The sequence below is a fragment of the Sphaerisporangium flaviroseum genome (assembly GCF_039537005.1).
Classification (GTDB): Bacteria; Actinomycetota; Actinomycetes; order Streptosporangiales; family Streptosporangiaceae; genus Sphaerisporangium; species Sphaerisporangium flaviroseum.
Genome location: NZ_BAAAZR010000001.1, coordinates 324,238 through 346,646 on the forward strand (window position 1 = coordinate 324,238; position 22,409 = coordinate 346,646).

19 protein-coding genes and 1 pseudogene are annotated in these 22,409 nt (G+C 69.2%); 9 read left to right on the forward strand and 11 right to left on the reverse strand.

From position 1 onward, the window contains the following. The first annotated feature begins 259 nt into the window (after window positions 1-259). A complete protein-coding gene (locus ABD810_RS01600; RefSeq protein ID WP_344933265.1) occupies window positions 260-1,309 on the forward strand; it encodes a questin oxidase family protein in 1,050 nt (349 codons plus the stop codon). Window positions 1,310-1,650: 341 nt separating this feature from the next. Next, window positions 1,651-3,642 (forward strand): FAD/NAD(P)-binding protein, encoded by a 1,992-nt coding sequence (locus tag ABD810_RS01605; protein WP_344933267.1) that lies wholly within the window; start codon window positions 1,651-1,653, stop codon window positions 3,640-3,642. Here ABD810_RS01605 and ABD810_RS01610 read toward each other — a convergent pair. From ABD810_RS01610 to ABD810_RS01625, 4 genes are read right to left on the reverse strand one after another with little or no spacing between them, the layout of a single operon-like run. Beyond that, on the reverse strand, window positions 3,584-4,558 hold the full coding sequence (locus ABD810_RS01610) for a TauD/TfdA family dioxygenase (protein WP_344933269.1): 975 nt from the start codon (window positions 4,556-4,558) through the stop codon (window positions 3,584-3,586). The genes ABD810_RS01605 and ABD810_RS01610 overlap by 59 nt on opposite strands. Before the next feature lie 42 nt (window positions 4,559-4,600). Next, complete coding sequence (locus ABD810_RS01615; protein WP_344933271.1) at window positions 4,601-6,226, reverse strand: class I tRNA ligase family protein; 1,626 nt, start codon at window positions 6,224-6,226, stop codon at window positions 4,601-4,603. A gap of 3 nt (window positions 6,227-6,229) precedes the next feature. Then, window positions 6,230-6,640, reverse strand: coding sequence for a cupin domain-containing protein (locus ABD810_RS01620; RefSeq protein WP_344933274.1), 411 nt, complete (start codon window positions 6,638-6,640; stop codon window positions 6,230-6,232). A 16-nt stretch (window positions 6,641-6,656) separates the two neighbouring features. Further along, window positions 6,657-8,012, reverse strand: a complete 1,356-nt coding sequence (locus tag ABD810_RS01625; RefSeq protein WP_344933277.1) for a lysine N(6)-hydroxylase/L-ornithine N(5)-oxygenase family protein — start codon at window positions 8,010-8,012, stop codon at window positions 6,657-6,659. Window positions 8,013-8,900: 888 nt separating this feature from the next. On the opposite strand from ABD810_RS01625, the gene ABD810_RS01630 reads away from it, so the two are divergent. From ABD810_RS01630 to ABD810_RS01640, 3 genes are all read left to right on the forward strand, one after another. Continuing rightward, on the forward strand, window positions 8,901-9,125 hold the full coding sequence (locus ABD810_RS01630) for a hypothetical protein (RefSeq protein ID WP_344933279.1): 225 nt from the start codon (window positions 8,901-8,903) through the stop codon (window positions 9,123-9,125). 412 nt (window positions 9,126-9,537) lie between these two features. Then, window positions 9,538-9,762: a hypothetical protein gene (locus tag ABD810_RS01635; RefSeq protein ID WP_344933281.1), complete on the forward strand. Its 225-nt coding sequence runs from the start codon at window positions 9,538-9,540 to the stop codon at window positions 9,760-9,762. Between the two features lie 121 nt (window positions 9,763-9,883). Continuing rightward, a complete protein-coding gene (locus tag ABD810_RS01640) occupies window positions 9,884-12,121 on the forward strand; it encodes a penicillin acylase family protein (RefSeq protein ID WP_344933283.1) in 2,238 nt (745 codons plus the stop codon). A gap of 68 nt (window positions 12,122-12,189) precedes the next feature. Here ABD810_RS01640 and ABD810_RS01645 read toward each other — a convergent pair whose 3' ends face one another. Then, entirely contained in the window at window positions 12,190-12,420 is a 231-nt protein-coding gene (locus tag ABD810_RS01645) for a VOC family protein (protein ID WP_344933285.1), read from the reverse strand. A gap of 420 nt (window positions 12,421-12,840) precedes the next feature. On the opposite strand from ABD810_RS01645, the pseudogene ABD810_RS40905 reads away from it, so the two are divergent. Beyond that, a pseudogene (locus ABD810_RS40905) lies at window positions 12,841-13,506 on the forward strand (ice-binding family protein); the annotation flags it as partial. 29 nt (window positions 13,507-13,535) lie between these two features. Here the strand turns inward: ABD810_RS40905 and ABD810_RS01650 are convergent. Continuing rightward, window positions 13,536-13,997: a hypothetical protein gene (locus ABD810_RS01650; protein WP_344933286.1), complete on the reverse strand. Its 462-nt coding sequence runs from the start codon at window positions 13,995-13,997 to the stop codon at window positions 13,536-13,538. Between the two features lie 745 nt (window positions 13,998-14,742). Here ABD810_RS01650 and ABD810_RS01655 point away from each other — a divergent pair. The 3 genes from ABD810_RS01655 to ABD810_RS01665 all read left to right on the forward strand — a co-directional run bounded on the left by ABD810_RS01655 (window position 14,743) and on the right by ABD810_RS01665 (window position 17,262). Continuing rightward, entirely contained in the window at window positions 14,743-15,492 is a 750-nt protein-coding gene (locus tag ABD810_RS01655) for a sulfite exporter TauE/SafE family protein (RefSeq protein WP_344933287.1), read from the forward strand. 154 nt (window positions 15,493-15,646) lie between these two features. After that, window positions 15,647-16,177, forward strand: a complete 531-nt coding sequence (locus ABD810_RS01660) for an RICIN domain-containing protein (RefSeq protein ID WP_344933289.1) — start codon at window positions 15,647-15,649, stop codon at window positions 16,175-16,177. Between the two features lie 173 nt (window positions 16,178-16,350). Then, a complete protein-coding gene (locus ABD810_RS01665; RefSeq protein WP_344933291.1) occupies window positions 16,351-17,262 on the forward strand; it encodes a LysR family transcriptional regulator in 912 nt (303 codons plus the stop codon). Between the two features lie 49 nt (window positions 17,263-17,311). Here the strand turns inward: ABD810_RS01665 and ABD810_RS01670 are convergent, their stop codons facing one another. Genes ABD810_RS01670 through ABD810_RS01690 form a run of 5 tightly spaced genes read right to left on the reverse strand, consistent with a single transcriptional unit; the run spans window position 17,312 to window position 22,209 of the window. Continuing rightward, the gene (locus ABD810_RS01670; RefSeq protein WP_344933294.1) at window positions 17,312-18,094 is read right to left on the reverse strand and encodes a serine hydrolase; all 783 of its coding nucleotides are present in this window, start codon (window positions 18,092-18,094) and stop codon (window positions 17,312-17,314) included. Further along, window positions 18,091-19,680, reverse strand: a complete 1,590-nt coding sequence (locus ABD810_RS01675) for an N-acyl-D-amino-acid deacylase family protein (protein ID WP_344933296.1) — start codon at window positions 19,678-19,680, stop codon at window positions 18,091-18,093. Before ABD810_RS01675 ends, ABD810_RS01670 begins: the two co-directional genes overlap by 4 nt. Then, window positions 19,677-20,429, reverse strand: coding sequence for an amino acid ABC transporter ATP-binding protein (locus ABD810_RS01680; RefSeq protein ID WP_344935358.1), 753 nt, complete (start codon window positions 20,427-20,429; stop codon window positions 19,677-19,679). The genes ABD810_RS01675 and ABD810_RS01680 overlap by 4 nt, the downstream gene beginning before the upstream one ends. An 11-nt stretch (window positions 20,430-20,440) precedes the next feature. Continuing rightward, the gene (locus ABD810_RS01685; protein ID WP_344933298.1) at window positions 20,441-21,334 is read right to left on the reverse strand and encodes an amino acid ABC transporter permease; all 894 of its coding nucleotides are present in this window, start codon (window positions 21,332-21,334) and stop codon (window positions 20,441-20,443) included. Then, window positions 21,325-22,209: an ABC transporter substrate-binding protein gene (locus ABD810_RS01690; protein WP_344933300.1), complete on the reverse strand. Its 885-nt coding sequence runs from the start codon at window positions 22,207-22,209 to the stop codon at window positions 21,325-21,327. Before ABD810_RS01690 ends, ABD810_RS01685 begins: the two co-directional genes overlap by 10 nt. Window positions 22,210-22,409 lie beyond the last annotated feature (200 nt).

Here is a 22,409-nt window from a genome sequence, read left to right on the forward strand (position 1 = left end):
CGAATGGCGCGACCGACCGGGCCTCGCGTAATTCGATGCCATCGGCCACGCTTGCGAGCATCAAACCATCTCCTCTGCCCTATGCCCAGTCAATACGGTCCCGTCCCAGGTGTCTTCTTCGAGTGTGCTTTGGTCACCATGCCGGGCGCCGGGAACGATCACCGCGCCAATGCGGGCCGGGGTTAGGCTCTCTTGTGAACCGGGGCCGCCGCGCGGTGTTTTCCCGGCTGTGGCCCCGCACGATCCTCGGGAGACGATGATGAGCAGCGGAATCCTGAATGAGGCCTACGAGCGGCTGCAGGGCACCGGCCCTGAATGGGGGGAGAGCAGGCTCACCAACCACGGGCCGATGGCCGTCGAGGTGCTGGTCCGGCGGGGCCACGAGGACGACGTGCACCGCTGGGTCGACGCCTATGTCAGCCGCCTCGACGACCTGCCGTCCGCCAGGCGACCGATCGGCGACGCGAACTGGCGGGAGGCGCTGGGCGACGGCGACCGCGTGGGCGACTGGGCCGAGTACTTCACCCGCCAGGTCGCCGAGCGGCCGTGGCGCGAGGTGCTGGCGGCCTGGTGGCCTCGGCTGCTCCCCGGCATCCTGGCGGGCACCACCCACGCGGTCATCAGGGTCGGCCACGCCGTGCGCACCCTGCTGGTCGACGAGCGGAACGCGGTCGCGGCGGCCGAGCTGGCCCAGGGACTGGCCTTCTGGGGGGCGCGCTCGCTGAGCATGCCGCTGACTGCCGAGCCCGGGGGCGACCTGGACCCCGGCGAGGCCATGGAGAACGTCCCGCGGGTCCCCTCCCAGGACGGGCCGGTCAGGGCCCGCCTCGGCCAGCTTCCCGGCCTGTCCGGCTGGACGGGGGCGGTCGCCGCGCTGCGGCCCGCGCTCACCCCGGACGACGTCCCGGTGCGGCTGGAAGCCCTGGTGGACGCCGCCACGCTGCGCTATCTCACCCACGGGCACGCGAGCCCGGTGATCCTCGTGCACACCGCGACCGCGCCGAACGCCGTGCTGCACACGCTGCCCGCGCTGCCCCGCGAGCTGTGGGTGCCGAGCCTGTCGGCGATCTGGGCCGCCTGCGCCGGGGTGCAGGCGGCGTTCGAGCCGGTGCAGGCCGCGCCGCGCGACGGCCTGCCGGTCGCGCCCGCGGGTCCCGACGCCCTGCACGACGTGATGGAGGCGGCCGTCGCCCACGGGGACGAGCACGTGATCAAGTTCACCGACACCGCGGCCGAGGTCTTCACCCGCACCGGGCACCCGGACGCGCTGGCCGCGGCGATCCGCGTCCGGCTGCTCCTCAGCCGCTGACGGTCCGCGCTCCCCGCACGCCTCCTGGGCGCGCCCGCCGTTGAGGCCCGGCTTCCGCCGCCCGGCATTCAGGTGGGCCTTTCCGCGCCCGCGTCATTCCGCCCTCGCCGTGCTTCTTAAAGCGCGGCGGGGGCTTTCACGGTGCTCGGCGCCCCTTTCATCCTTTTCTCCGTGCCGGCTGACAGGAAGCTGTCGGCGTCCGGCAACTTGCTGACTTTCACATCCCTGTTTCGCGGGCCCCGCGGCCCGCAGTGTTGTGAGCGGAACGAATCCGCGACCTCGGATATCCGGGGCCGTGCACCGCCATCAACCATTTCCTTCTTACAGACCGGGATGCATACATGAGAAGCAAGCAGAACGATCCCTTCGTCGTCGTCATCGTGGGTGCGGGGCCCCGGGGCACGGGAGTGCTGGAGCGCCTCCTCTCCAACGCCGCCGAGCTGCCGCCGTCCCGTCCGCTGAGCATCGAGCTCGTCGACCCCTATCCACCGGGGGGCGGCCGGGTGTGGCGCGAGCAACAGTCGCCGCTGATGTGGATGAACGCCACGGCCGAGAACATCACCATGTTTCCCGACGAGACCGTCACCTGTGAGGGGCCGCTCCGTCAGGGGCCGTCTCTGAGCGAGTGGGCCGCCACCGAAGGCGGCTGCACCGAGGTCACGTGCACGACGTTCGCCACTCGCCAGGTGCAGAGCCGCTACCTGCGCTGGGTCTTCGACAAGATCGTCGCCGAGCGTCCGGCGAACGTCTCCGTGCGTGTGCATGCGACCCGGGCCACGCAGATCGAGGGGCACACGAGCACCCGCCAGCGCGTGTGGCTGGAGGACCGGGACGAGCCGTTGAAGGCGGACGTGGTGATCCTCGCCATGGGGCACCTGGACGCCGTCCCCGGTAAGGACCACCAGTTCCTCGCCGACTTCGCCGACCGCCACGACCTGCGGTACCTGCCGTGCGCCTACTCCGCCGACATCGACCTGTCGAGGTTCAGGCCGGGAGAGGACGTGCTGATGCGCGGCATGGGGGCCGCGTTCATCGACCTGATGGTGCTGCTGACCGAGGGGCGCGGCGGCGAGTACCACGAGCGGGAGGACGGCCGGCTGCGCTACGTCCCCTCAGGCAAGGAGCCACGGCTGCACGTCGGGTCACGCCGCGGGGTGCCGTACCGCTCGAAGATGTCCTACCGGCTGGTGGGCGACCCTCCGCCGCTGCCACGCTTCTTCTCCGCGCCAGAGGTCGACGCGCGGTTCGCCGGCCGTGACCGTATCGACTTCTGGACCGACCTGTGGCCGCTCATGGCCAAGGAGATCGCCTACGGCTACTACCACGAGCTGTTCACGGCCCACCCGGACCGCGTCACGATTCCATGGGAGGAGTTCGCCGCCGCCTACACCGACCTCGACTGGGACGGCGAGCCGATGCGCGCCCTGATCGAGGCCGCCGTCCCCGCCGAGGCGGACCGCTGGGACATCGCCGCGCTCGACAAGCCGCTGCGCGGGCTGGGCTTCCCCGGTTCCGACGAGTTACAGGAACACGTGCGCGACCACATCAGGGCGGACATCGACCGGCGCTCGGACATCCGGTACAGCGCCGACCTCGGGGCGTTCCTCGCCATGCTCTCGGTGTACGGGCAGATGCCGCTGCTGAGCAGCGTCGCCAAGCTGCCCGCCCGCTCGCGCGTCGCGGACGTCAACGGCTGGTGGCAGGGCTTCTACGAGTACTTCGGCAGCGGCTCGCCCGGCGAGAGGACCCGCCAGCTCCTGGCGCTGGCGGAGGCCGGCATCGTGCGGTTCGTCGGCTCGGACATGTGGGTGGAGGCCGACGAGGAGAAGGGCGTGTACCGGGCGGGCGGCGCCAGCACGCCGGACACCGTCGAGGCGTCCGCCCTGATCGAGGCGCGGCTGCCCGACGCCGACCTGCGCACGTGCACCGAGCCGCTGCTGCGGTCGCTGTACCGCAGCGGCGACGCGACCGAGCACGTGCTGGCCGACGATGACGGGTACGAGCACCGTACCGGGAGGCTGCACGTCTCCCCCGATAACTTCCGCCTCCTGTCCAGGAACGGCTCCCCGCATCCTCGCCTCTTCGCGCTCGGCCCCTTCACCAACGTCCGGCAGTTCGCCACGTTCACCCGGCCCCGCACCAACGCGCTGCCGTTCCGGCAGAACGACCGGATCGCACGGGACGTCCTCGACTTTCTCGCCGCGCAGGATCGCGCGCCGCGCCTGGCGCAGGGCTACGAGCACGGGTACTCGAGCGGTGCGCCAGGCAGGGTGCCTAATGCTCCAGGACGTGGCCGTCGGCGGGACGGTGGTCGCGTGACCTGCGCAGGTTGACGGCGACGAACGTGCGCTGGAGCCAGCGGTCGTGGCCGTCGTAGCGCGGCTGGAAGGCGGTGCGCCCATGCACGGTGACGCGGTTGTCGACGATGGCGAGGTCTCCGGTGACCAGCCGGACGTTCTGCGCGGTCTTGTCGAACACCTCACCCAGCTCGGCCAGCGCGGCCTTGGCCCTCGGCGTCAACGGCGTGGTGGCGGACAGATCGACCCGCATATCGGGGTCCTCGGGGGCACCGGAGAGCACACCGTGCGGGAAGGTGGCGTCGCGGTTGGCGCCGAACGAGGGAGGGGCCTCGGTGACGAACTCGGGCAGGAACAGGGTCCGCCGCGTCTCGTCCGTCAGCAGGGGAAGGACCTCACGCGAGCACGCCGTGCGCAGGCCCGCGACGCGGTCGTGGTCGGGCCGCAGGCACAGGAGCATGACGTAGTCGGGCCGGTGCTCGTGGAAGGCGTTCTCGTTGTGGAACGACAGCATGACCGAGCCGGCGTTGCCCTGGAACTCCTCCTTGCCGGGCACGGGGACGACGTCCTGCACCAGCGCGCCGGACTTCTCCGCGCGGAAGGCGATCGGGTCGCCGAGCGCGCACGCGACGAGCATGAGCACCGTGGCGGGGCCGCTCAGCGAGAGCTGCACGGAGCCGTCGACCGTGGGGGTCGCGGGCAGCAGGTTCTCCTCGACGGGCATGCCGCGCACGAGCAGCGATCCCGTCGGGCCCGAGTGCCTGCGGAACTCGCGCAGCGTGCGCCGCAGCGCCAGGGGCAGCGTGTCGGAGGCGTCGCGGACCGCGGCCACCGTCGCGGGGTCGTTCACCATGCGGTCGCCGGAGGAGCGCACCGCGAGCACCGCCCTGCGTACCTGGGCGGCGTCCGCGCCGTCCATCACGACGTCGGACGCGGGGGTCTGTGTGATCATCGATAGCACTGTGTCCACCATTCACTGAGGTTCGAGCGTGGTTCAGCGCGCGTCCGCCGCGTCGCCGAGGGTTCCCAGCAGGGGGAGGGCGAAGGGTGCGATCCGCGCGGGACGGAAGTCGCCGGCGTCCAGGCGGCACGAGAACCCGCCCGCCTCGCCCGTGGCCCGCGCCAGGTCGATCAGGATCGGCGACGCGCAGGTCACAAGGACGCGCACGTCGAGGAAGAGGTCGCCGAGCCTGACAAGGTCGCCGCCCACGTCCTCGTGGACGAGCCGCGCCTCGCGGGCCATCCGGTCGAGCTGGCCGACGATCAGGTTGGCCGCCCGCGTGAGGCTGTAGCCGGACAGTTCGTAGCAGGCGCGGAACCGGGCGAGCACGGCCTCGGCGCGCCGCCGTCCCTCGTCGGACACCGGCAGGGACATGCCCTCCGCGCCCGCGTCGGCGACGATCTTGCCGAGCAGCCCGGCCAGCCGGTTCCACGGCCGGACCAGGCGGTCGCCGGACACCTTGGCCAGCGCTTCGCGGCTGAAGTTGGTCTGCTGGTGCTCGGGGCAGCTGATCGCCAGGTAGAAGCGCACCAGGTCCCTCGGGACCTCATTCAGCAGATCCTTGGTGTAGAGCACATGGCCGAGGCTGGTGGAGAACTTGGCGTTCTCCAGTTCGTAGAACTCGTTGGAGATGAAGGTGTCGGGCAGCGCGTACCTGCCCTCGTGCGCCATCAGCGCGGCGATGTGGGTGAAGCCCCAGAAGTAGACGTTGTCGAACCCGATGAAGTAGACGACCTCCGGGTCGTGCTCGGCGCGCCACAGCTCGTCGTCGTCCGCGTGCCGCTCGCCGAGCCGCTCGGCGGCGTACGCGGTGGTGTACATGACCGCGGGCATGCCCTCGGCCCAGGCGTTGATCCGCTGGCCGGGGGTCTCGGGGAACGGCGCGGGGATGCCCCAGCCGATGGGATAGGTGATCGGGAAGTCGGGCAGCGGCCGGGCCAGCACCTCGCGCACCAGTTGCATCGTGTGCGGACGCAGCCGCGGCTCACGCTCGCGGTAGAAGGCGGTGAGCCGCTCGCGGTACTCCTCCATCGGCAGCACCAGGATGCGGGCCTCGCGGTGCGTCACCACGTCGTCGGGGTCGACGGTGGAGCGCGGCTCGATCAGCTCGTCGAAGTTGTTCTGGTGGCCGCAGGTCTCGCACAGCCCGCCCCGGCTCTCCACCAGGCAGATGGGGCAGTAGCCGCAGACCAGGCCCTCGACGAGGTACTCGCCCGTGCGCTCGGAGTACGGCAGCATGACCGTCTTCTCGCGGAACCTGCCCGCCAGGTGCAGCGTGGTGAGGAACTTCAGCACCGATGCCCGGTAGCGGTCGTCGTACGGCGCGAACCCGTCGAGCGAGACGCCCATGCCGGCGAGCGTGCTCCGGATCTCGTGCCAGGAGCGGCCGCTGAGCTCCTCCGGCGTGAGCCCCTTGCGCCGGGCGCTGGCCAGCACGTAGGTCTGGCTGTCGTCGGTGCCGCTGGAGAACACCACCGGACGCCCGTTCGAGCGGAGGAAGCGTGCGTACACGTCGGCCGCCATGAACGGGCCCGCCAGGTGGCCGACGTGCAGGTCGCCGTTGGAGGTCGGCGGGGTGTCGATGATGATGGCCCGGCGGGCGGCGTCGCGCTCGTTCACGGGTCAGCCCTCGTTCCGCATGGCGAAGCTCTTGTCGCGGTCGCGCGCGATGGAGTTCTCGCTCTGCTGGCGTACGGTGAAACGGTCGCTCATCGGGACGTCCCACCACACGGCGTACATCTCGAAGTCCTTATCGCCCTCGTTGATGACCTGATGGTCGACATGCGGGGGGAAGTGGACCAGGTCGCCGGCCCTGAAGGGGCTGCGCTCGCCCATGGACGAGAGGACGGCCTCGCCGGAGACCGCGATGAAGATCTCGTACTCGTGGTGGGCGTGCGCGGTGGTCGCCGTGCCCGGCTTGACCACGCACCACGCGCCCTCGAAGGGGGCGTTGAGCGCGTCCCACGGCATGAGCCGCTGGGAGTGGTTGTTGGCGGGACCCAGCCGGTCTCGATCCAGTCTGCGAACTTCCACGATCGCTCCTTCGCACTCAGTTGGCGGAAACGGGTACGGGGGCGGCCGGCACCGGCGCGCCCTCCGCCGGCTCGCCGGTGGCGAGCGCCTCGCCGAGCCCCTCGGGCCTGCCGTCCGCACGGCCGGCCAGGATGTCGTTGGTGATCTCCCAGGCACGCACGGCCTGCATGCTCAGCAGCGAGTCGGCGATCCCGTGCGTCGCCTCGTTGACGCCTTGCAGGTAGCAGCGCGCGGTGGCGGCGCCGGGAACGTCGAGCTGGTAGGTGCGGTTCACCGTCACGTCCTCAAGGCCGAGCGCGTTCGCGAGGCCGCGCACCAGGGACGGCATCGCGCGCACGAACCCGGAGCCGAGCAGCACCAGGTCGCAGCGCAGCTCCTCGACCTCGCCCGTCCTGCGGTCGGTCAGCTCCAGGACGACCTCGTCGCTGTCCTCGCGCGCCGAGGTCACGTCATGCATCGTGACGACGCGCAGCCGTCCCTTGCCGGTCAGCCGGTCGAGGTACAGCGCGCTGTACAGCTTCTCCAGCGTCGCCGGGTTGAGCCCGGAGTAGTTGGTGATGTGCATCTCCTGGAGGATCTGCTCGCGCGCCTCGGGCCGGGCCCCGAAGAAGCCGTCCACCGCGGTCGGGAAGTACAGCTCGTTGGTGAACTTGCTGTTCTCGTACGTCTTGAGGCCGATCGACCGCATCACCATGGTCGGCTGGCAGCCCGGCAGGTCGCTCTGGACGGCGTCGAACATCTCGGCCGCGCTCTGCGCGCCACCGATCACCACCACTCGGTACGGCACCGCCTTGGGCAGCTCGGCGATCCGCTGGATGTACCTCGTGCTGTGGACGACGCGCCGGGCCGGCAGGCTCGCGAACTCCTCCGGGATGTGGGCGTCCCTGCCGATCCCCATGACGAGGTAGCGGCTGCGGATGGTCGAGCCGTCGGCCAGGCGGGTCAGCCAGCCGGTGAGCGTGCCATCGGCGTCCCGCAGCGGCTCGACCGCCGTGCAGCGGCGTGCGTACTCGAGCCGCACCCGGGTCAGGGAGTCCGCGACCCACTTGAAGTAGTCGGAGATCTCGATCCGGTACGGCCAGAGGCTGCCCATGTTGATGAACTGGCTGAGCCGGCCCACCGAGTGCAGGTAGTTCACGAACGAGAACCGGCTGCACGGGTTGCGCAGGGTGACGAGGTCCTTCAGGAAGGAGACCTGGCTCTGCGCCTCCGGCAGCAGCATCCCGGGCTGCCACGCTACGGTGTCGGCCTGTTCGATCACCAGCGAGTCGTCCGCCAGCCCGTCGGGCGCGAGCTCTTCGAGGGCCACGGCGAGGGCCAGGTTGGCAGGCCCGGCACCAATCGCGAGCAGTTCCACATCCCTGTGTTTCATCGGCTTCCTCGGATTTCTTTCGGCTTGTCCGTGGCACAGTGGGGCGACCGGCGTGCCGCGTGGTCACGTGGCACGGCGTCGCGTCGGGCCTGCCGCTTGTTGGCGTTCGGCCACGTGGTCAGGGGATCGAAGGCTGGGGCGACGACCGGCGGCGCCGTTCCCGGGCCACCGCGCCCGCCGAGGAACGTGTGAGCAGACGGCATTTCGGGTCCGGATCTGCGGGCCGGACCTTGGAGACTTCTCGCTACGGCCGTGTGGTCCGGAAGGTGAACTGGTCAGGTTCCGGCCACCTCACAGGCTGCCAGCGGGCGCTATCGAAGGTCTTTCGCCCGCTTATTCACTGTGGTCACATCAGGCGAGGGCCGATGGTCGCCGCTTATTCCGGCGTTCTGCATGCACCCAAGATCCACGAGCCATACGCGAGACCACCGGGGGACCACACACTCCATGCGCGGAGCCGGGCAACCCACGTGATCGAACACGGATCGACCGAGAGGGCTGCGACGACGGCGGAGGCATGAACGGTTTCGTATCTCTCTTTCCAGAAGTCCGCCAATGATGTCGCCGATTCTGGCCTTGCGTTTTCCGTCCTTGTGGCACCGCATTGAACTCGCTGGGGTAGTGCCGCCCATGCTTCCATCGGCGCTCAATGCTCCCCCAACGGTCAACTGGGGTGCGATGCCGCACTTCTTGGGTGAATGCGGGGTTATCGAATTCATGCGGCAATGCGCCAAAAATAACTTTTGCCGCTGGCTGGGAGATCTCGTCTGACGACGCGGTTAGTGTGGGTGATGTTCAGCGCCGCATCGGCGTATCCCGAGACCTGGAACCGACGCTCGTCATCCCCGTCGACCGGGGTTCGGTCCTCACCTCAGGGAGTGATCTCTGATGCTCAAACGTCTGCTCTTCGCCGTCACGCTGGCGGCGTCCACGCTTCTCGTCACCGGCACCGCACAGGCCTCCGGCCCGACCGTCTGCGCGTCGGCTCAGCACGTCACCCCGCACTCCACCATGGCCAGCCAATGCACGTGGAGAGAGGACTGCTACTACTGCTACAGCTACAGGACCGGAAGCTGGGAGCAGCAGTACTGCAACGGCGGCTCCGATGGCTAGCCGCATCGGCCACTAGCCTCGACGACCAACGGCAGCCCTGCGAAGCACCGCCTCGCAGGGCTGCTTCGCGTATGGAGAAGCAAGGGCGGGCTCACGACCCCGTAACGAATCACACCGCTCTGACATCCGGCCGCACTGGGCGAGTCATCATCAACACCAGGACCGGTACGGCGCCCAAGCGCCTTGTTGATCAGGAGCCACCTTGAGCCAGCAGCCGTACGGGCCCGGCCAACCACCAGACCCCCAGCAGCAGGAAGCGCCGCACGACCGACAGCCGCGCCCACGGCCGCCGTACCAGCGCTCACAGCGGCATCAGGGACCCCAGCCGGATCCCGGCTCCCAACCGCGGCAGATGCGGTCTCTCCCGCCACCCCTGTCGCCGACACGGAGCAACCGCGTCGGCGTCGCGGCCTTGGTCCTCGGTATCGGCGGATGCCTGTGCTCGCTGACCTTCACGACAGGGATCATGGGCGTCGGGCTGGTGCTCGGCGCGGCGGCAGCCATCTGCGGCTGGACGGCCAAGACCAGGGTGGAGCGTCAAATGGCCAACAATCCGGGCGTCGCCACGACCGGCCGCATCCTCGGCATCCTCGCCATGCTGATCCCCTTCGCCTACGTCTTCTTGCGCTGGACTTAGCGACGGCAGGGGCTGGACCAGCGGATCAGGCTGTGCGACACCGTCGATGAGGCCGTGACAGAGATCGGCTCACTCGGCTAGGCGGTGGCGTGCCGCGTGCTCCAGAAAGGTGGACCACTTCATGAACCACCCACACAACGAAGGGTTGAGCCGGCGCCACGTCCTGGGCGGAGCCGCTGGACTGGCCGCTGGAGCCGTGGTGGGGCTGCCGTCCGGGGGCGCGTCCGCCGCTTCCACGCAGACCGGGCCCGATCTCGCCCGCTGGCACAGGCAAGCGGCGAACGTGACGATCACCCGCGACGACTGGGGCATCCCGCATGTGTGGGGCAGGACCGACGCCGATGCGGTGTTCGGCATGATCTACGCCCAGGCCGAGGACGACTTCAACCGGATAGAGAACAACTATCTGGTCAGCCTCGGCCGCCTGGCCGAGGCCGAGGGCGAGAGTGCGATCTGGCAGGACCTGCGCCAGCGGCTGTTCCTCGATCCCGAGGCGCTGAAGAGGGATTATGCGAAGAGCCCGGCCTGGTTGCGCAAGCTGACGCAGTCCTGGGCGGACGGGCTGAACTACTATCTGGCGACACACCCCGAGGTGCGTCCCCGCGTGATCACGCGGTTCGAGCCGTGGATGCCGCTGAGCTTCTCCGAGGGCAGCATCGGCGGCGACATCGAACGGGTGCCGCTCACCCAGCTCGAGGCCTTCTACGGCAACCGCTCGGTGCCGATGACCGATGAGGAGCGCGGGCTGCTGCTCCGCGAGCCCAGGGGCTCGAACGGCATGGCGATCGCGCCCAGCCACACCCGGGACGGCCACGCGCTGCTGCTGATCAACCCGCACACCAGCTTCTTCTTCCGCTCCGAGCAGCACGTGAGGAGCGGTGAAGGGCTCAACTTCTACGGCGCGGCCACCTGGGGACAGTTCTTCATCTACCAAGGCTTCAACGCGAACGCGGGCTGGATGCACACATCGAGCGGCGTCGACAATGTCGATGAGTTCGCCGAGACGATCGTCACCGGGGCGGACGGCAGCCGCTCCTACCGCCACGGCGACACGCTGCGGCCGGTGACGTCGAAGACGATCACGTTGTCCTATCGCATCGCGGATGGCGGGCGGGCGCAGCGCGGCTTCGTCACCTTCGCCACGCACCACGGCCCGATCGTGCGCGAGGCGGACGGCAAGTGGATCGCGTTCGCGCTGATGAACAAGCCGGTCGAGGCGCTGCAGCAGAGCTTCCTGCGCACCAAGGCGCGCGATTACCGGGATTTCATCGAGGTGGCGAACTTCAAGGCCAACAGCTCGAACAACACGCTGTTCGCGGACTCGAAGGGCGAGATCGCCTTCCTGATGCCGCAGTTCATGCCGGTCCGCGACGACCGCTTCGACTATCGCAAGCCTGTCGACGGCAGCGATCCGGCGACCGACTGGCGGGGGCTGCACAGCCTCAAGAGCCTGCCGCAGGCGGTGAATCCGAAGAACGGCTGGGTGTTCAACACGAATAACTGGCCGTGGACCGCGGCCGGCGCGGACAGCCCCAAGGCCGCCGATTACCCGCGCTATTTCGACCAGGCCGGCGAGAACCCGCGCGGGCCGCAGGCGATCCGGGTGCTGAGCTCACGGAGGGATTTCACCCCGCAGTCGCTGCGCGCAGCCGCCTTCGATACCTACCTCACCGCCTTCGCCCGGCTCGTACCTGGGCTGATCGCGGCGTGGGACAAGCTACCCGAGGGCGACCGGCAAAAGGCGGAGCTCGCCGGTCCGATCGGCCTGTTGCGCGGCTGGAACGATCGCTGGGGCGCGGATTCGACCGCGACTTCGCTGGCCGTGTTCTGGGGCGAAGCGCTCTGGGCACCCTTGGCCCAGGCGGCGAGGGATGCGGGCATGTCGATGTGGGATTACCTGGCCGAACGAGCCACCGATGCGCAGCGGCTGACGGCGCTCGATGCGGCGGCGGAGCGGCTGACGCAGGATTTCGGCAGCTGGCAAGTTCCGTGGGGCGAGATCAACCGCTTCCAGCGTAACGACGGCGCGATCGTCCAGAAGTTCGACGATGCCAAGCCGAGCATCCCGGTGCCTTTCACCTCCGGGCAATGGGGCTCCCTCGCCTCGTTCGGGGCGAGGCGCTACCCGGGCACGAAGCGCTATTACGGCACCAGCGGCAACAGCTTCGTGGCCATCGTGGAGTTCGGGCCGCGGCTGCGCGCCTGGGCGGTGACGGCCGGGGGCGCGAGCGGCCATCCTGGCTCGCCCCACTTCAACGACCAGGCCCAACGCTACGCGAGCGGCAACCTCCGGCCCGTCTATTTCTATCCCGATGACCTCGAGGGCCATATCGAGCGAAGCTACAAGCCGGGCCATTGACCGGTCGCCGAAGGGAACCCATCGACGAGGCGCTCCTCGAGATCGACGATGGGGACGGTCGCCGGAAGTCAGAGCGCCACCTGCGCGTCACCGTCGATACTTCCTTCAGCGAGGGCGCTGGATCTGTCATCCGGTACCCGCTGGAAGGCCAGGACGAAACCGGACGATGTGTGCAATGTGGCCCAGTCGTCGCTGCGTGCCCACCGTCGATCCCGCCGGTTGAGGGTGCCGCTGAGGATCGCCTGGTAGAAAGCGGCGAGTTCCGCCGGATCGGGGCAGTCCAGCAGGTCAGCGATCACCAGCAGATCCTGGACCCCACTTACGAGCGGACCGTTCGGCAGCGACGCAATAGACCGTTTCCGGCATAGCACCGTGCCCGGCAGTCTGGACGCCGTTCGTTCTCACCGGTATGTCCATGCCTGTCGCCGTAACCACCGGAGATGACCAAACGCCAGAAATCACCAGCGTTACCCGAAATGCTGACTAGAATCGATAATTGATCTGTATTTATTTGCCATTTAACCACCAGTATCCACTATTGCTCATGTCTCCGGGTAGCGTGCGGCTTCATGGGAGGACTCTCACGCTCCACGAATCACTAGTCGCTCCATGCGGTATTTCCGATGGGTCGGTGACTCGCGCGGTTGGACGTCTTCGCCTGCTACGGACGTGACACACGGGTGTATCCGATGTCCTTCTTCGGGAGAATGATCCGCTAAATGAGAGTTAACTTCACGCGCACCCTGCCCAGGTTGGCCGAATCTTTCCGGCTGGTGGTGGGTTTGGTGCTTATCCCGGTCGTAGGCGTGCTCGTTGTCGTGCAATCCAGCCGGAGCGCCGCGCAGGAAGCTCCGGTGAATCTCGGAACTGCCGGCAGTTTCGCCGTTCTGGCTGGGACCACGGTCACCAACACCGGTCCCAGCGTCGTCACTGGGGACCTGGGTGTGAGCCCGGGTAGCGCGGTGACCGGGTTTCCTCCCGGCATAGTGATCGGGGCGCAGCACAGGGCCGATGCGGAAGCGCTTCAGGCGCAATCCGACCTGACCATCGCTTACAACGACGCCGCCGGCCGAACCCCGGCCACCAGCGTTTCGGGCGACCTCGTCGGCCGGACGCTCACCCCAGGCCTTTACGCGTCCACATCTGAACTCCGGCTGACCGGCACGCTCACCCTTGACGCTCAGGGCGATCCCAGCGCCGTCTTCATCTTCCAGATCGCCTCAACACTCATCACTGGATCAGCCAGCAATGTGAACCTCATCGGCGGTGCTCAAGCGTGCAACGTCTTCTGGCAGGTGGGCAGCTCGGCGACGCTCGGGACGAACTCTCACTTCGTGGGCAACATCCTTGCCCTGACCTCGATTTCGGTGACGACAGGCGCCACCGTCTTCGGCCGAGTACTCGCCCGCAATGGTCAGGTCAGCCTCGACACTAACAACATCACGGTCTCAGAATGCGTAACCCCGACCGTGACGCCCACGGTTACCCCCACGGTCACCCCGACCGTAACGCCCACGGTGACACCCACCGTTACCCCCACGGTCACCCCGACCGTAACGCCCACAGTGACCCCCACCGTCACACCCACCGTGACACCGACAGTGACACCTACGGTCACACCGACCGTGACCCCGACGGTGACGCCCACGGTCACACCGACCGTGACCCCGACGGTGACGCCCACGGTCACACCGACCGTGACCCCGACGGTGACGCCCACGGTCACACCGACCGTGACCCCGACGGTGACACCTACGGTCACACCGACCGTGACCCCGACGGTGACGCCCACGGTCACCCCCACCGTGACGCCCACCGTGACCCCGACCGTCACACCCACGGTCACCCCCACCGTGACCCCGACAGTGACACCCACGGCCACCCCCACCAGGACCCCCACGGTGACCCCGACCGTGAGGCCTGCGGCGCCTCGTGCTGAGGGTGCCCAGGCTGCGCCCGAGGGGCAGGTCGGGACCAGGCCGGCACCTACCAGGCCCAGGTCGGGACGGGAACAACTCCATGAGGACGGTCACCATGGACGACCTGTGATCCCCTGGCTCCATGGGTACGGCGACCACGGACGTCCTGTGTTCCCCTGGCACAACTGGGGCGGCGACCACGGACGACCTGTGTTCTCCCGGCACCATGGGCACGGCGACCACGGACGTCCTGTGTTCCCCTGGCACAACTGGGGCGGCGACCACGGACGACCTGTACTTCCCTGGCACCGTGGGAACGACGACCACCAGATCCCGCTGGCGCCCATTCCGAAACCGGTGAGACGAAACATGCCCGTGACCGGCTGACGATTTCGCTCGCGTTCACAGCCGGGCTGCTGGTTCCGGTGCGCCAATGGCACGGACGCCGCTTTCCCTGATCGGAAAAGCGGCGTCCGGCTGAGGGAGCCCAGAACGTCCTGCTCACGAGAGGTGTACCGCTCTCGCCTGAGTAGGGAGGATGCATGCTCGGTTACCCTGAAAGCGCACCACGGTTCACGTCTTGCCTGATTTCGCCGAAACCGGCGACATCGTGGTGAGCGCCGCTCCACCCGGCTCACACGCCGTCGGCAGCTGCGATTGGTGGTCAGACATCGAAAGGCCGTCATCGCAGACAGGGGCCACATGACAGGTTCCCAAACCGTCCTGCTGCTAGGGGCCGGCGCAGCCGCAGCGATCGTAGGATCGGCCGGCGGTACCGCCTCACTCATCTCCTACCCGGCACTGCTGGCAGTCGGGATCCCGCCACTGCCGGCGACTGTGACCAACTCCATTGCCTTCGTGGCGGCTTGGCCGGGCTCCGCCCTCGGGTCCCGGCCCGAACTGTCCGGACAGGCACCATGGTTGCGGCGCTGGGCGCCGCTCACCGCGGCGGGCAGTGCCGTCGGCGCCACGTTGCTGATCTTCACGCCCGCCACGATCTTCGACCGGATCGTGCCATTCCTGCTCGCCTTCGCCGCGATCGCCCTACTGCTCCAGCCGAGGATCTCCGCGTGGCTCGCAGGCCGTCCCTCCGGCGGGAGCCGACTCCTCCTACCCGGCGGACTGGCCATAGCATCGGCCTACAACGGTTACTGGGGCGCAGGCTCGGGCATCGCGATCCTCACCGTGCTGATGATCACTACCGGGCAGCACATCACGCGATCCAACGCGCTCAAGAACATGCTCCTCGGAGTCGCCGACGTGACCTGTGGCGTCGTGTACATCATGTTCTGGCCGGTCGACTGGGCAGCCACAGCGCCGATGGCCGTCGGAATGCTGGCCGGAAGCATGATCGGCCCGTCTCTCGCCAGGCACATACCCGCACACGGACTTCGCATCATCGTGGCAATCGCCGGACTCGGGCTCGCGATCCGCCTATGGGCCACAAGCTAGCAACAGCGATCGGCCATGCGTCGACGCGGCATCGGAGAACACCCGTCGGCATCACGTTCAGACACACGGAGGGCTCGCACGCAGAGTAATTGATCAAGGACTGTGCGTCATGGCATGGTAGTCGAGTCCTGATCAACTCTCTTGGGGGCCAATCATGCTTGCTCGCCGTCTGCTAGCCGTCGCTGTCATCTCCGCCGCGGTGGGTGCGGTAACCACCGTGCCCGCCACCGCCTCTACTCATCAGCCCGCCGGTCGCACCCTGGCCTGGCCTCCAATGTGCGTCGACGTCAGCAACAACCGTGGCAACGGCACCCTGATGTACCAATGGCAGTGCGACAGCAACAACACCAACCAGAGGTTCGTCATCGAGGATGGCCTCATCAAGGTGGAGGACACCATCGGCAAGAGCCAGGTGATGTGCCTGGACTCCTCCAACGGCCGTACCAACGGCACCCGGGTCTACCAGTGGCAGTGCCTGGGTAACGCCAACCAGCGCTGGGTCATCCAGCGAGGCTCGATCATCCTCAAGTCCACCCTCAACTCAGGCAACCGCCTATGCCTGGACGCCACCAACGGCCGCGGGAACGGCATCCAGGTGTACCTGTGGCAGTGCGGCGGCAACAACACCAACCAGAAGTTCGTGATCATCAACGGCCAGATCGCGATCAAGGACACCCTGTCCTGATCCCTGGTCGCATCCGCCACGGGCTCCGCGTACGGCGGACGAAACGCGAAACCCAGGTCGGGAAACCATGCCTGGGAAGAGACCAGCAGGTCGACGGCGGTCGCCTGAACCCCGCCCTGACGTTCCGGTCATCCCGAAAGAGATTTTCAGCTGTCGGACGGGATACTTGTGGTGTGTTGAGCAGTCACCGCCTGCGGGTGCTCAGGGAGGTCTTCAGGACGGGGAGCATCGCGGGGGCCGCACGGACGTTGCGGCTCTCGCCGTCCGCCGTCTCCCACCAGCTGTCCCGGCTGGAGGAGGAGGCCGGGGTGGGGCTGGTCGAGCGGGGGGCGCAGAGCCTGCGGCTCACCGCGGCCGGCCGGCGGCTCGCCACCAGGGCGCAGGAGGTGCTCGACCTCATCGAAGCCGCGGAGAAGGACCTGCTGGCCCAGGCCAGGGCCGACGCCGGTCAGCTCAGGATCGGCTTCTTCGCTTCGTCGGGCTACCGGCTGCTGCCGCTGGCGCTGTCGACGTTCGCGGCCCGCTACCCCGCCGTCGACCTCGACCTGGTGGAGGGGCAGCCGCACGAGCTGATGCCCGACCTGGAACGCGGCGCCCTCGACGTCCTCGTGGTGTTCGAGCACGCCCTGGATCCGTGGCGGCCTCCAGAGGGCGTGGAGATCACCTCCCTGCTGGAGGAGCCACAGCTCCTGGTGCTGCCCCTAGGGCACCCCGCCGGCCGGACCGCCAGGGTACGGCTCGCAGACCTGGCCGATGAGCCGTGGATCACCACCTATGGCACCGACACGCCCGTCTCGGTGCTGGAACGGGCCAGCGTGCTGGAGGGGTTCAGCCCGCGGATCCGTTGCCGCAGCGACCACTACGAGGTGACCCTCGGCCTCGTCAGGGCGGGGCTCGGCGTCGCCCTGGTGCCGAGCCTCGGCGCCCACGGGGCCACCGGCGTGCAGGTGTGCCGGGTGGAGGGGCCCCGCCTGTACCGCCGGATCGGCGCCGCCGTACGGCCGACCAACCCGAACCCGGCCCTGCGGTCGTTCCTCGACTACCTCCTCGACGCCGCCGGCCGCCTGCGCAGCGCCACCGGCTGAGGCCGCGCCCTGCGTGCTCCCGCCATGGGCGGTACCACCAGGGAGCCCGCTACTCGCCGGAGGCCTGTCCGCGGGGCCCGGCCGGGGCGGCTCCGACGAGGCGGCCGATGCCGAGGCCGGCCTCGCGGACGCGGGTGACCAGCTCGTGGTCGCTTCCGGGCGGGCCGGACGCGAGGACGGCGTAGCCGATGCGCCGGTCGCCGACCATCACGCCCACGTCGGCGCGCACGCCGTCGTCGGTGCCCGTCTTGTTGGCCACCCATACCGTGCCGGGCGGAGCCGTCGCCGCGATCCGGCGGTCCTCGGGGTCGTGCGGCAGGAGGGCAGGGACCAGGGTGCGGTCGGTGTTGTGCGCCAGCCAGTCGAGCATCAGCCGGGTCCACTCCGCCCGCCCGTCGAGCGCGGCGGCGAACCTGGCCAGTTCGCCGGCCGTACCGACGGCGAAGGCGGGCGGGTCCGACGGCAGGCGTGGCTCGCGGATACGGTCCAGGACGCGGGTACGGTGCAGACCCAGCGCCCGCGACTCCTCGGCGACCCGGTCGAGGCCGACGCGGCGCAGGAGTGCGTTGGTGGCGATGTTGTCGCTCACCGCGGCGGTCAGCACGGCCAGGTCGGCGACCGGCCACCGGCGTCCCGACAGGGCTCGCAGCAGCCCCGACCCACCCGCGTAGTCCTCGTCGCGCAGCTCGACCGGCTCGGCGGGGTCCAGCGTGCCCGCGCAGATCGCCCGTGCCACCGTCGCCAGCAGCGGCAGCTTGCCGACGCTGGCGAGCGGCAGCTCGGCGTCGTCGCTGACCGCGATCTCACCGGGCACCGAGACTGCGATCATCATGGCGTCAGCACCGTTCCCGGCCGCGCGGCCGTCTCCTCACCCTCCCGTACCACGACCCGGCCGGCCACCACCACGGTGTGCACGCCCTTCGGCGGCAGCAGCGGCTCGGCGAAGGTCGCGCCGTCGCCCACCGTGGCCGGGTCGAACACCACCAGGTCGGCGTGCGCCCCGTTCACGATCATCCCGCGCCCGGCCAGCCCGAACCGCTGCGCCGCCAGCCCCGTCATCTTCCGTACCGCCGTCGCCAGGTCGAGGATCCCGAGGTCCCTGGTGTAGCGGCCGAGCACGCGAGGGAACGTGCCCGCCCAGCGGGGATGGGGGCGCCCGCCCGGCTTCGGCACGCCGTCCGAGCCGATCATCGTGTACGGCGCGGCCAGCACCCGGCGCACGTCGTCTTCCACCATAGAGTGACTGATGATCATGACTTCGCCGCGCTCGGCCAGCAGCAGGTCGGCGGCCACGTCGAAGGGGTCGCGGCCGTGCGCGGTGGCCAGCTCGGCGACCGTACGGCCCTCGGTGTGCGGATGGCGGGGGGCGCGGGCGATGGCGATACGGTCCCAGCCGCCGTTTCCCACGGTGTTCTCCCAGCCGGGCACGCCCTCGGAGATCGCGGCCCGCATCCGGTCGCGCTGCCCGGGGTCGGTCAGCCGCGCGGTGAGCGCGGCGGTGCCGCCGTTGGACGCCCAGGGCGGCATCATCGCGGACAGGTGCGTGCTGGCCGCCGTGTAGGGATAGACGTCGCAGGTCACGTCGAAGCCCTCGGCGCGCAGCCGGGCCAGCCTGGGCAGGGTCCGCTCGGTGCGGCCCCAGGCGTACTTGCCGGCGGTCTTGTGGTGTGAGACGTGCAGGGCCGCGCCACTCCGGCGGGCGATCTCCACGGCCTCCTCCAGCGCCTCCTCCACCCGCGACATCTCGTCGCGCAGGTGGGTGACGTACGGCTTGCCGTGCCGGGCCGCGACCTCGGCCAGCGCGACCACCTCGTCGGTGTCCGCGTAGGTGCCGGGCGTGTAGATCAGCCCGGTAGACAGGCCGGCGGCTCCCTGAGCGAGCGACCGGTCGAGCAGCGAGCACATCATCGCCAGCTCGGCGGGTGTCGCGGTACGGTCCACGGGCCCCAGCACCCCGGCGCGCAGGGTGCCGTGCCCCACCAGGGAGGCGATGTGGTTGGCGCGCGGCACGGCGGCGTGCGCCGCGGCGAACCCGGCGAAGTCCTCCCAGAAGCCGACGTCGCCGCCGAACCCGACGGACGCCTCGGCCCGCAGCTCCGGCACCCGTTCGGGCAGCGCTGAGAACAGTCCGGAGCCGCAGTTGCCGCAGATCTCGGTCGTCACCCCGGCCAACACCGGTGCCCGCACCAGCTCCCGGTCGCCGCCGAGCAGCGCGATCCCGTCGGAGTGGGTGTGCACGTCGATGAACCCGGGGGCGACGGCCAGCCCGGCCGCGTCCAGGGTTTCGCGGGCGTCCGCGCCCGAGTCGGCGGGCAGTACGGCGAGCCGCCCCCCGGCCACGCCCACGTCCGCGGTCCGCGGCGGCGCCCCCGTGCCGTCGACCAGGAGCCCGCCTCGGACCAGCAGGTCGAACCTCACAGCACCTGTCCAAGGAAGGCGCGGAAGCGCTCGTTGCGGGGGTTCGCCAGCACCTCACGCGGGTCGCCCTGCTCGACGATCACGCCGTCGTCGATGAAGACCAGGTGGTCGCCCGCCTCGCGGGCGAAGCCCATCTCGTGCGTCACCACCATCATGGTCATCCCGCTGACCGCCAGGTCGCGCATCACCGCCAGCACCTCCTGCACCAGCTCGGGGTCGAGCGCGCTGGTCGGTTCGTCGAACAACATCACCTTGGGGCGCATCGCCAGGCTGCGGGCGATCGCGACCCGCTGCTGCTGGCCGCCGGAGAGCTGCGCCGGGTAGTGGCCGGCCCGATCGGCCATGCCCACCCGGTCGAGCAGTTCCTCGGCCTGCCGCCGAGCCTTCTCCCTGGGAACGCCGCCGACGACCAGCGGTCCCTCCATGACGTTCTCCAACGCCGTGCGGTGCGGGAAGAGGTGGAACCGCTGGAAGACCATGCCGATGTTCTGGCGCTGCCGGTTCAGCCGTGCGGGAGGAAGATGGTGGAGCCTGTCGTCGCGCTCCTCGAACCCGATCAGCTCGCCGCCCACCCTGATCCGGCCGGCGTCGATCGTCTCCAGCCGGTTGACACAGCGCAGCAGGGTGGACTTGCCCGACCCCGACGGCCCCACGACGCAGACCACGCCGCCCTCGGGCACGTCGAGGCTCACGCCCTTCAGCACCTCCAGTGCGCCGAAGCGCTTGCGCACCGAGCGGATCTCCACCATGGGACGGTCCACTAGACCTCACCTCCGGCGAACGGCCGCAGGTTGCGGCGCACCCTGGCGGGCAGCTTGTCGTGGCCGCGCTCGAACCGCCGCTCGATGAAGTGCTGCCCGACGCTCGCGATCGTGGTGAGCACCAGGTACCAGATCGACGCGACCACCAGCATCGCGATGACCTCGAAGTTGCCCAGGTAGATTCGCTGCGCGACGGTCAGCAGCTCGGCTCCCGCGATCACCGACACCATCGACGTCGTCTTCAGCATGGAGATGAACTGGTTGCCGGTCGGTGGCACGATCACCCGCATCGCCTGGGGCAGCACCACCCTGCGCAGCACCTGGCCGTGCGACATGCCGAGGGACTCGGCCGCCTCCCGCTGGCCGGGGTCGACCGAGCGGATGCCCGCCCTGACGATCTCCGCCATGTACGCGCCCTCGTTGATCGCCAGCCCGAGCAGCGCCGCGGTGAACGGCGTGACCAGCTCGTTCGCCTGCCACTCGACCAGTTTCGGACCGCCGAACGGCACCCCGATCGCGATGGTGGGGAAGACGAGGCCGATATTGAACCAGAAGATCAGCTGGACCAGCAGCGGCGTGCCGCGGAAGAACCACGTGTACAGGGCGGCGGCCCCACGCAGCACCGGATTGCCCGACTGCTGCGTCACCGCCGTGAGCACGCCGAGGGCGAGCCCGATCACCATGGACAGCACGGTGAGCTGGATGGTGACCCACAGCCCGCCGAGGATCCTGCCGTCGCCGAGGAAGGCGATGATCACGTCCCAGTGCAGGTTCGGGTTGACGATGATCGTGTAGAGGAGCCACACCAGGAACAGCCCGGCCAGGGCCGCGGCCAGCCACCGCCCGGGGCGCGGCGGCCGTACCGCGTCCACGGGCAGTTCGGTCACTTCCACGGTTTGGTGTTCACCATCGCCTCGGGCACGGCATTGGCGGCCACGCCGTACTTGTCGAGGATCTTCTTGTAGCCGCCGTCGGCGATCAGCTCCTGCATGGCCTTCGCCACCGCGTCACGCAGGGCGGTGTCGCGCCGGTCGACGGCGATGCCCCACGGCCCGGCGTCGTACTGGCCGGGCAGCACCTCGTACTTGCCGGTCTGCTCGGCGTACATGGCAGCCACCGGGGAGTCGACGATGGTGGCGACCGCGCGGCCGGAGTCGATGCTGAGCAGGCCGGTGGGGGCGTCCTCGCTCTGCATGATCGTCAGCTTCTTGTCGCACTTGTCGCTCTGCTTCTCGCCGATGGCCAGGTTGGAGCTGCCCTTGGCGAGCACGACGGTGCGGCCGCACAGGTCGGCGAGGTCCTTGACGCCCTCCGGGTTGCCCTTCTTCACCATGACGGCCCCGCCCGCGCTGAAGTAGTCGACGAAGTCGACGGCGGCCCGGCGCTCCTCGGTGTCGCTCATGGAGGACAGCACGAGGTCCCACCGGTCGCTCTGCAGACCGGGGATGAGCCCGTCGAAGGCCGCATTGGTGATGGTCGACTTCAGCCCGAGCTTCGCGGCGATGGCCGCGCCGAGATCGGGATCCACGCCGGTCAGCTCCTGGGTGCCCTTCTTGTACATCTCCATCGGCGGGTAGCCCTCGGCGGTCGCCAGCCGGAGCACGCCCCGCTCGCGCACGTCGGCGGGCACGAGATCCTGGGCGGTCTTGCCCGTGGCCGCCGCGGCGCCTTGGGCCGCATCCGTCCCCGAAGAGGAGCGGCCGCAGCCGCCCGCCAGCGCCGTGACGATCAGCACGGCTGCGGCGGCCGTGTAAAGGCGCTTCGTCATGAAAACTCCCAGTTCACGAAATGGTTGTGCACATGGTGGCGGTGAGAGTGGAGGATCCCAAGACTCGTGAATGCTTGTGACCCTCAGCCTCGAAAATCTCGATGCTCGCGCTGACACACTCACGAGAGGACCGCCGTATGGCCCAAGCCCTGCTCGTCGCGTTCGAGATCTCGGTACGGGACAATCGGGAGAGACTCGAC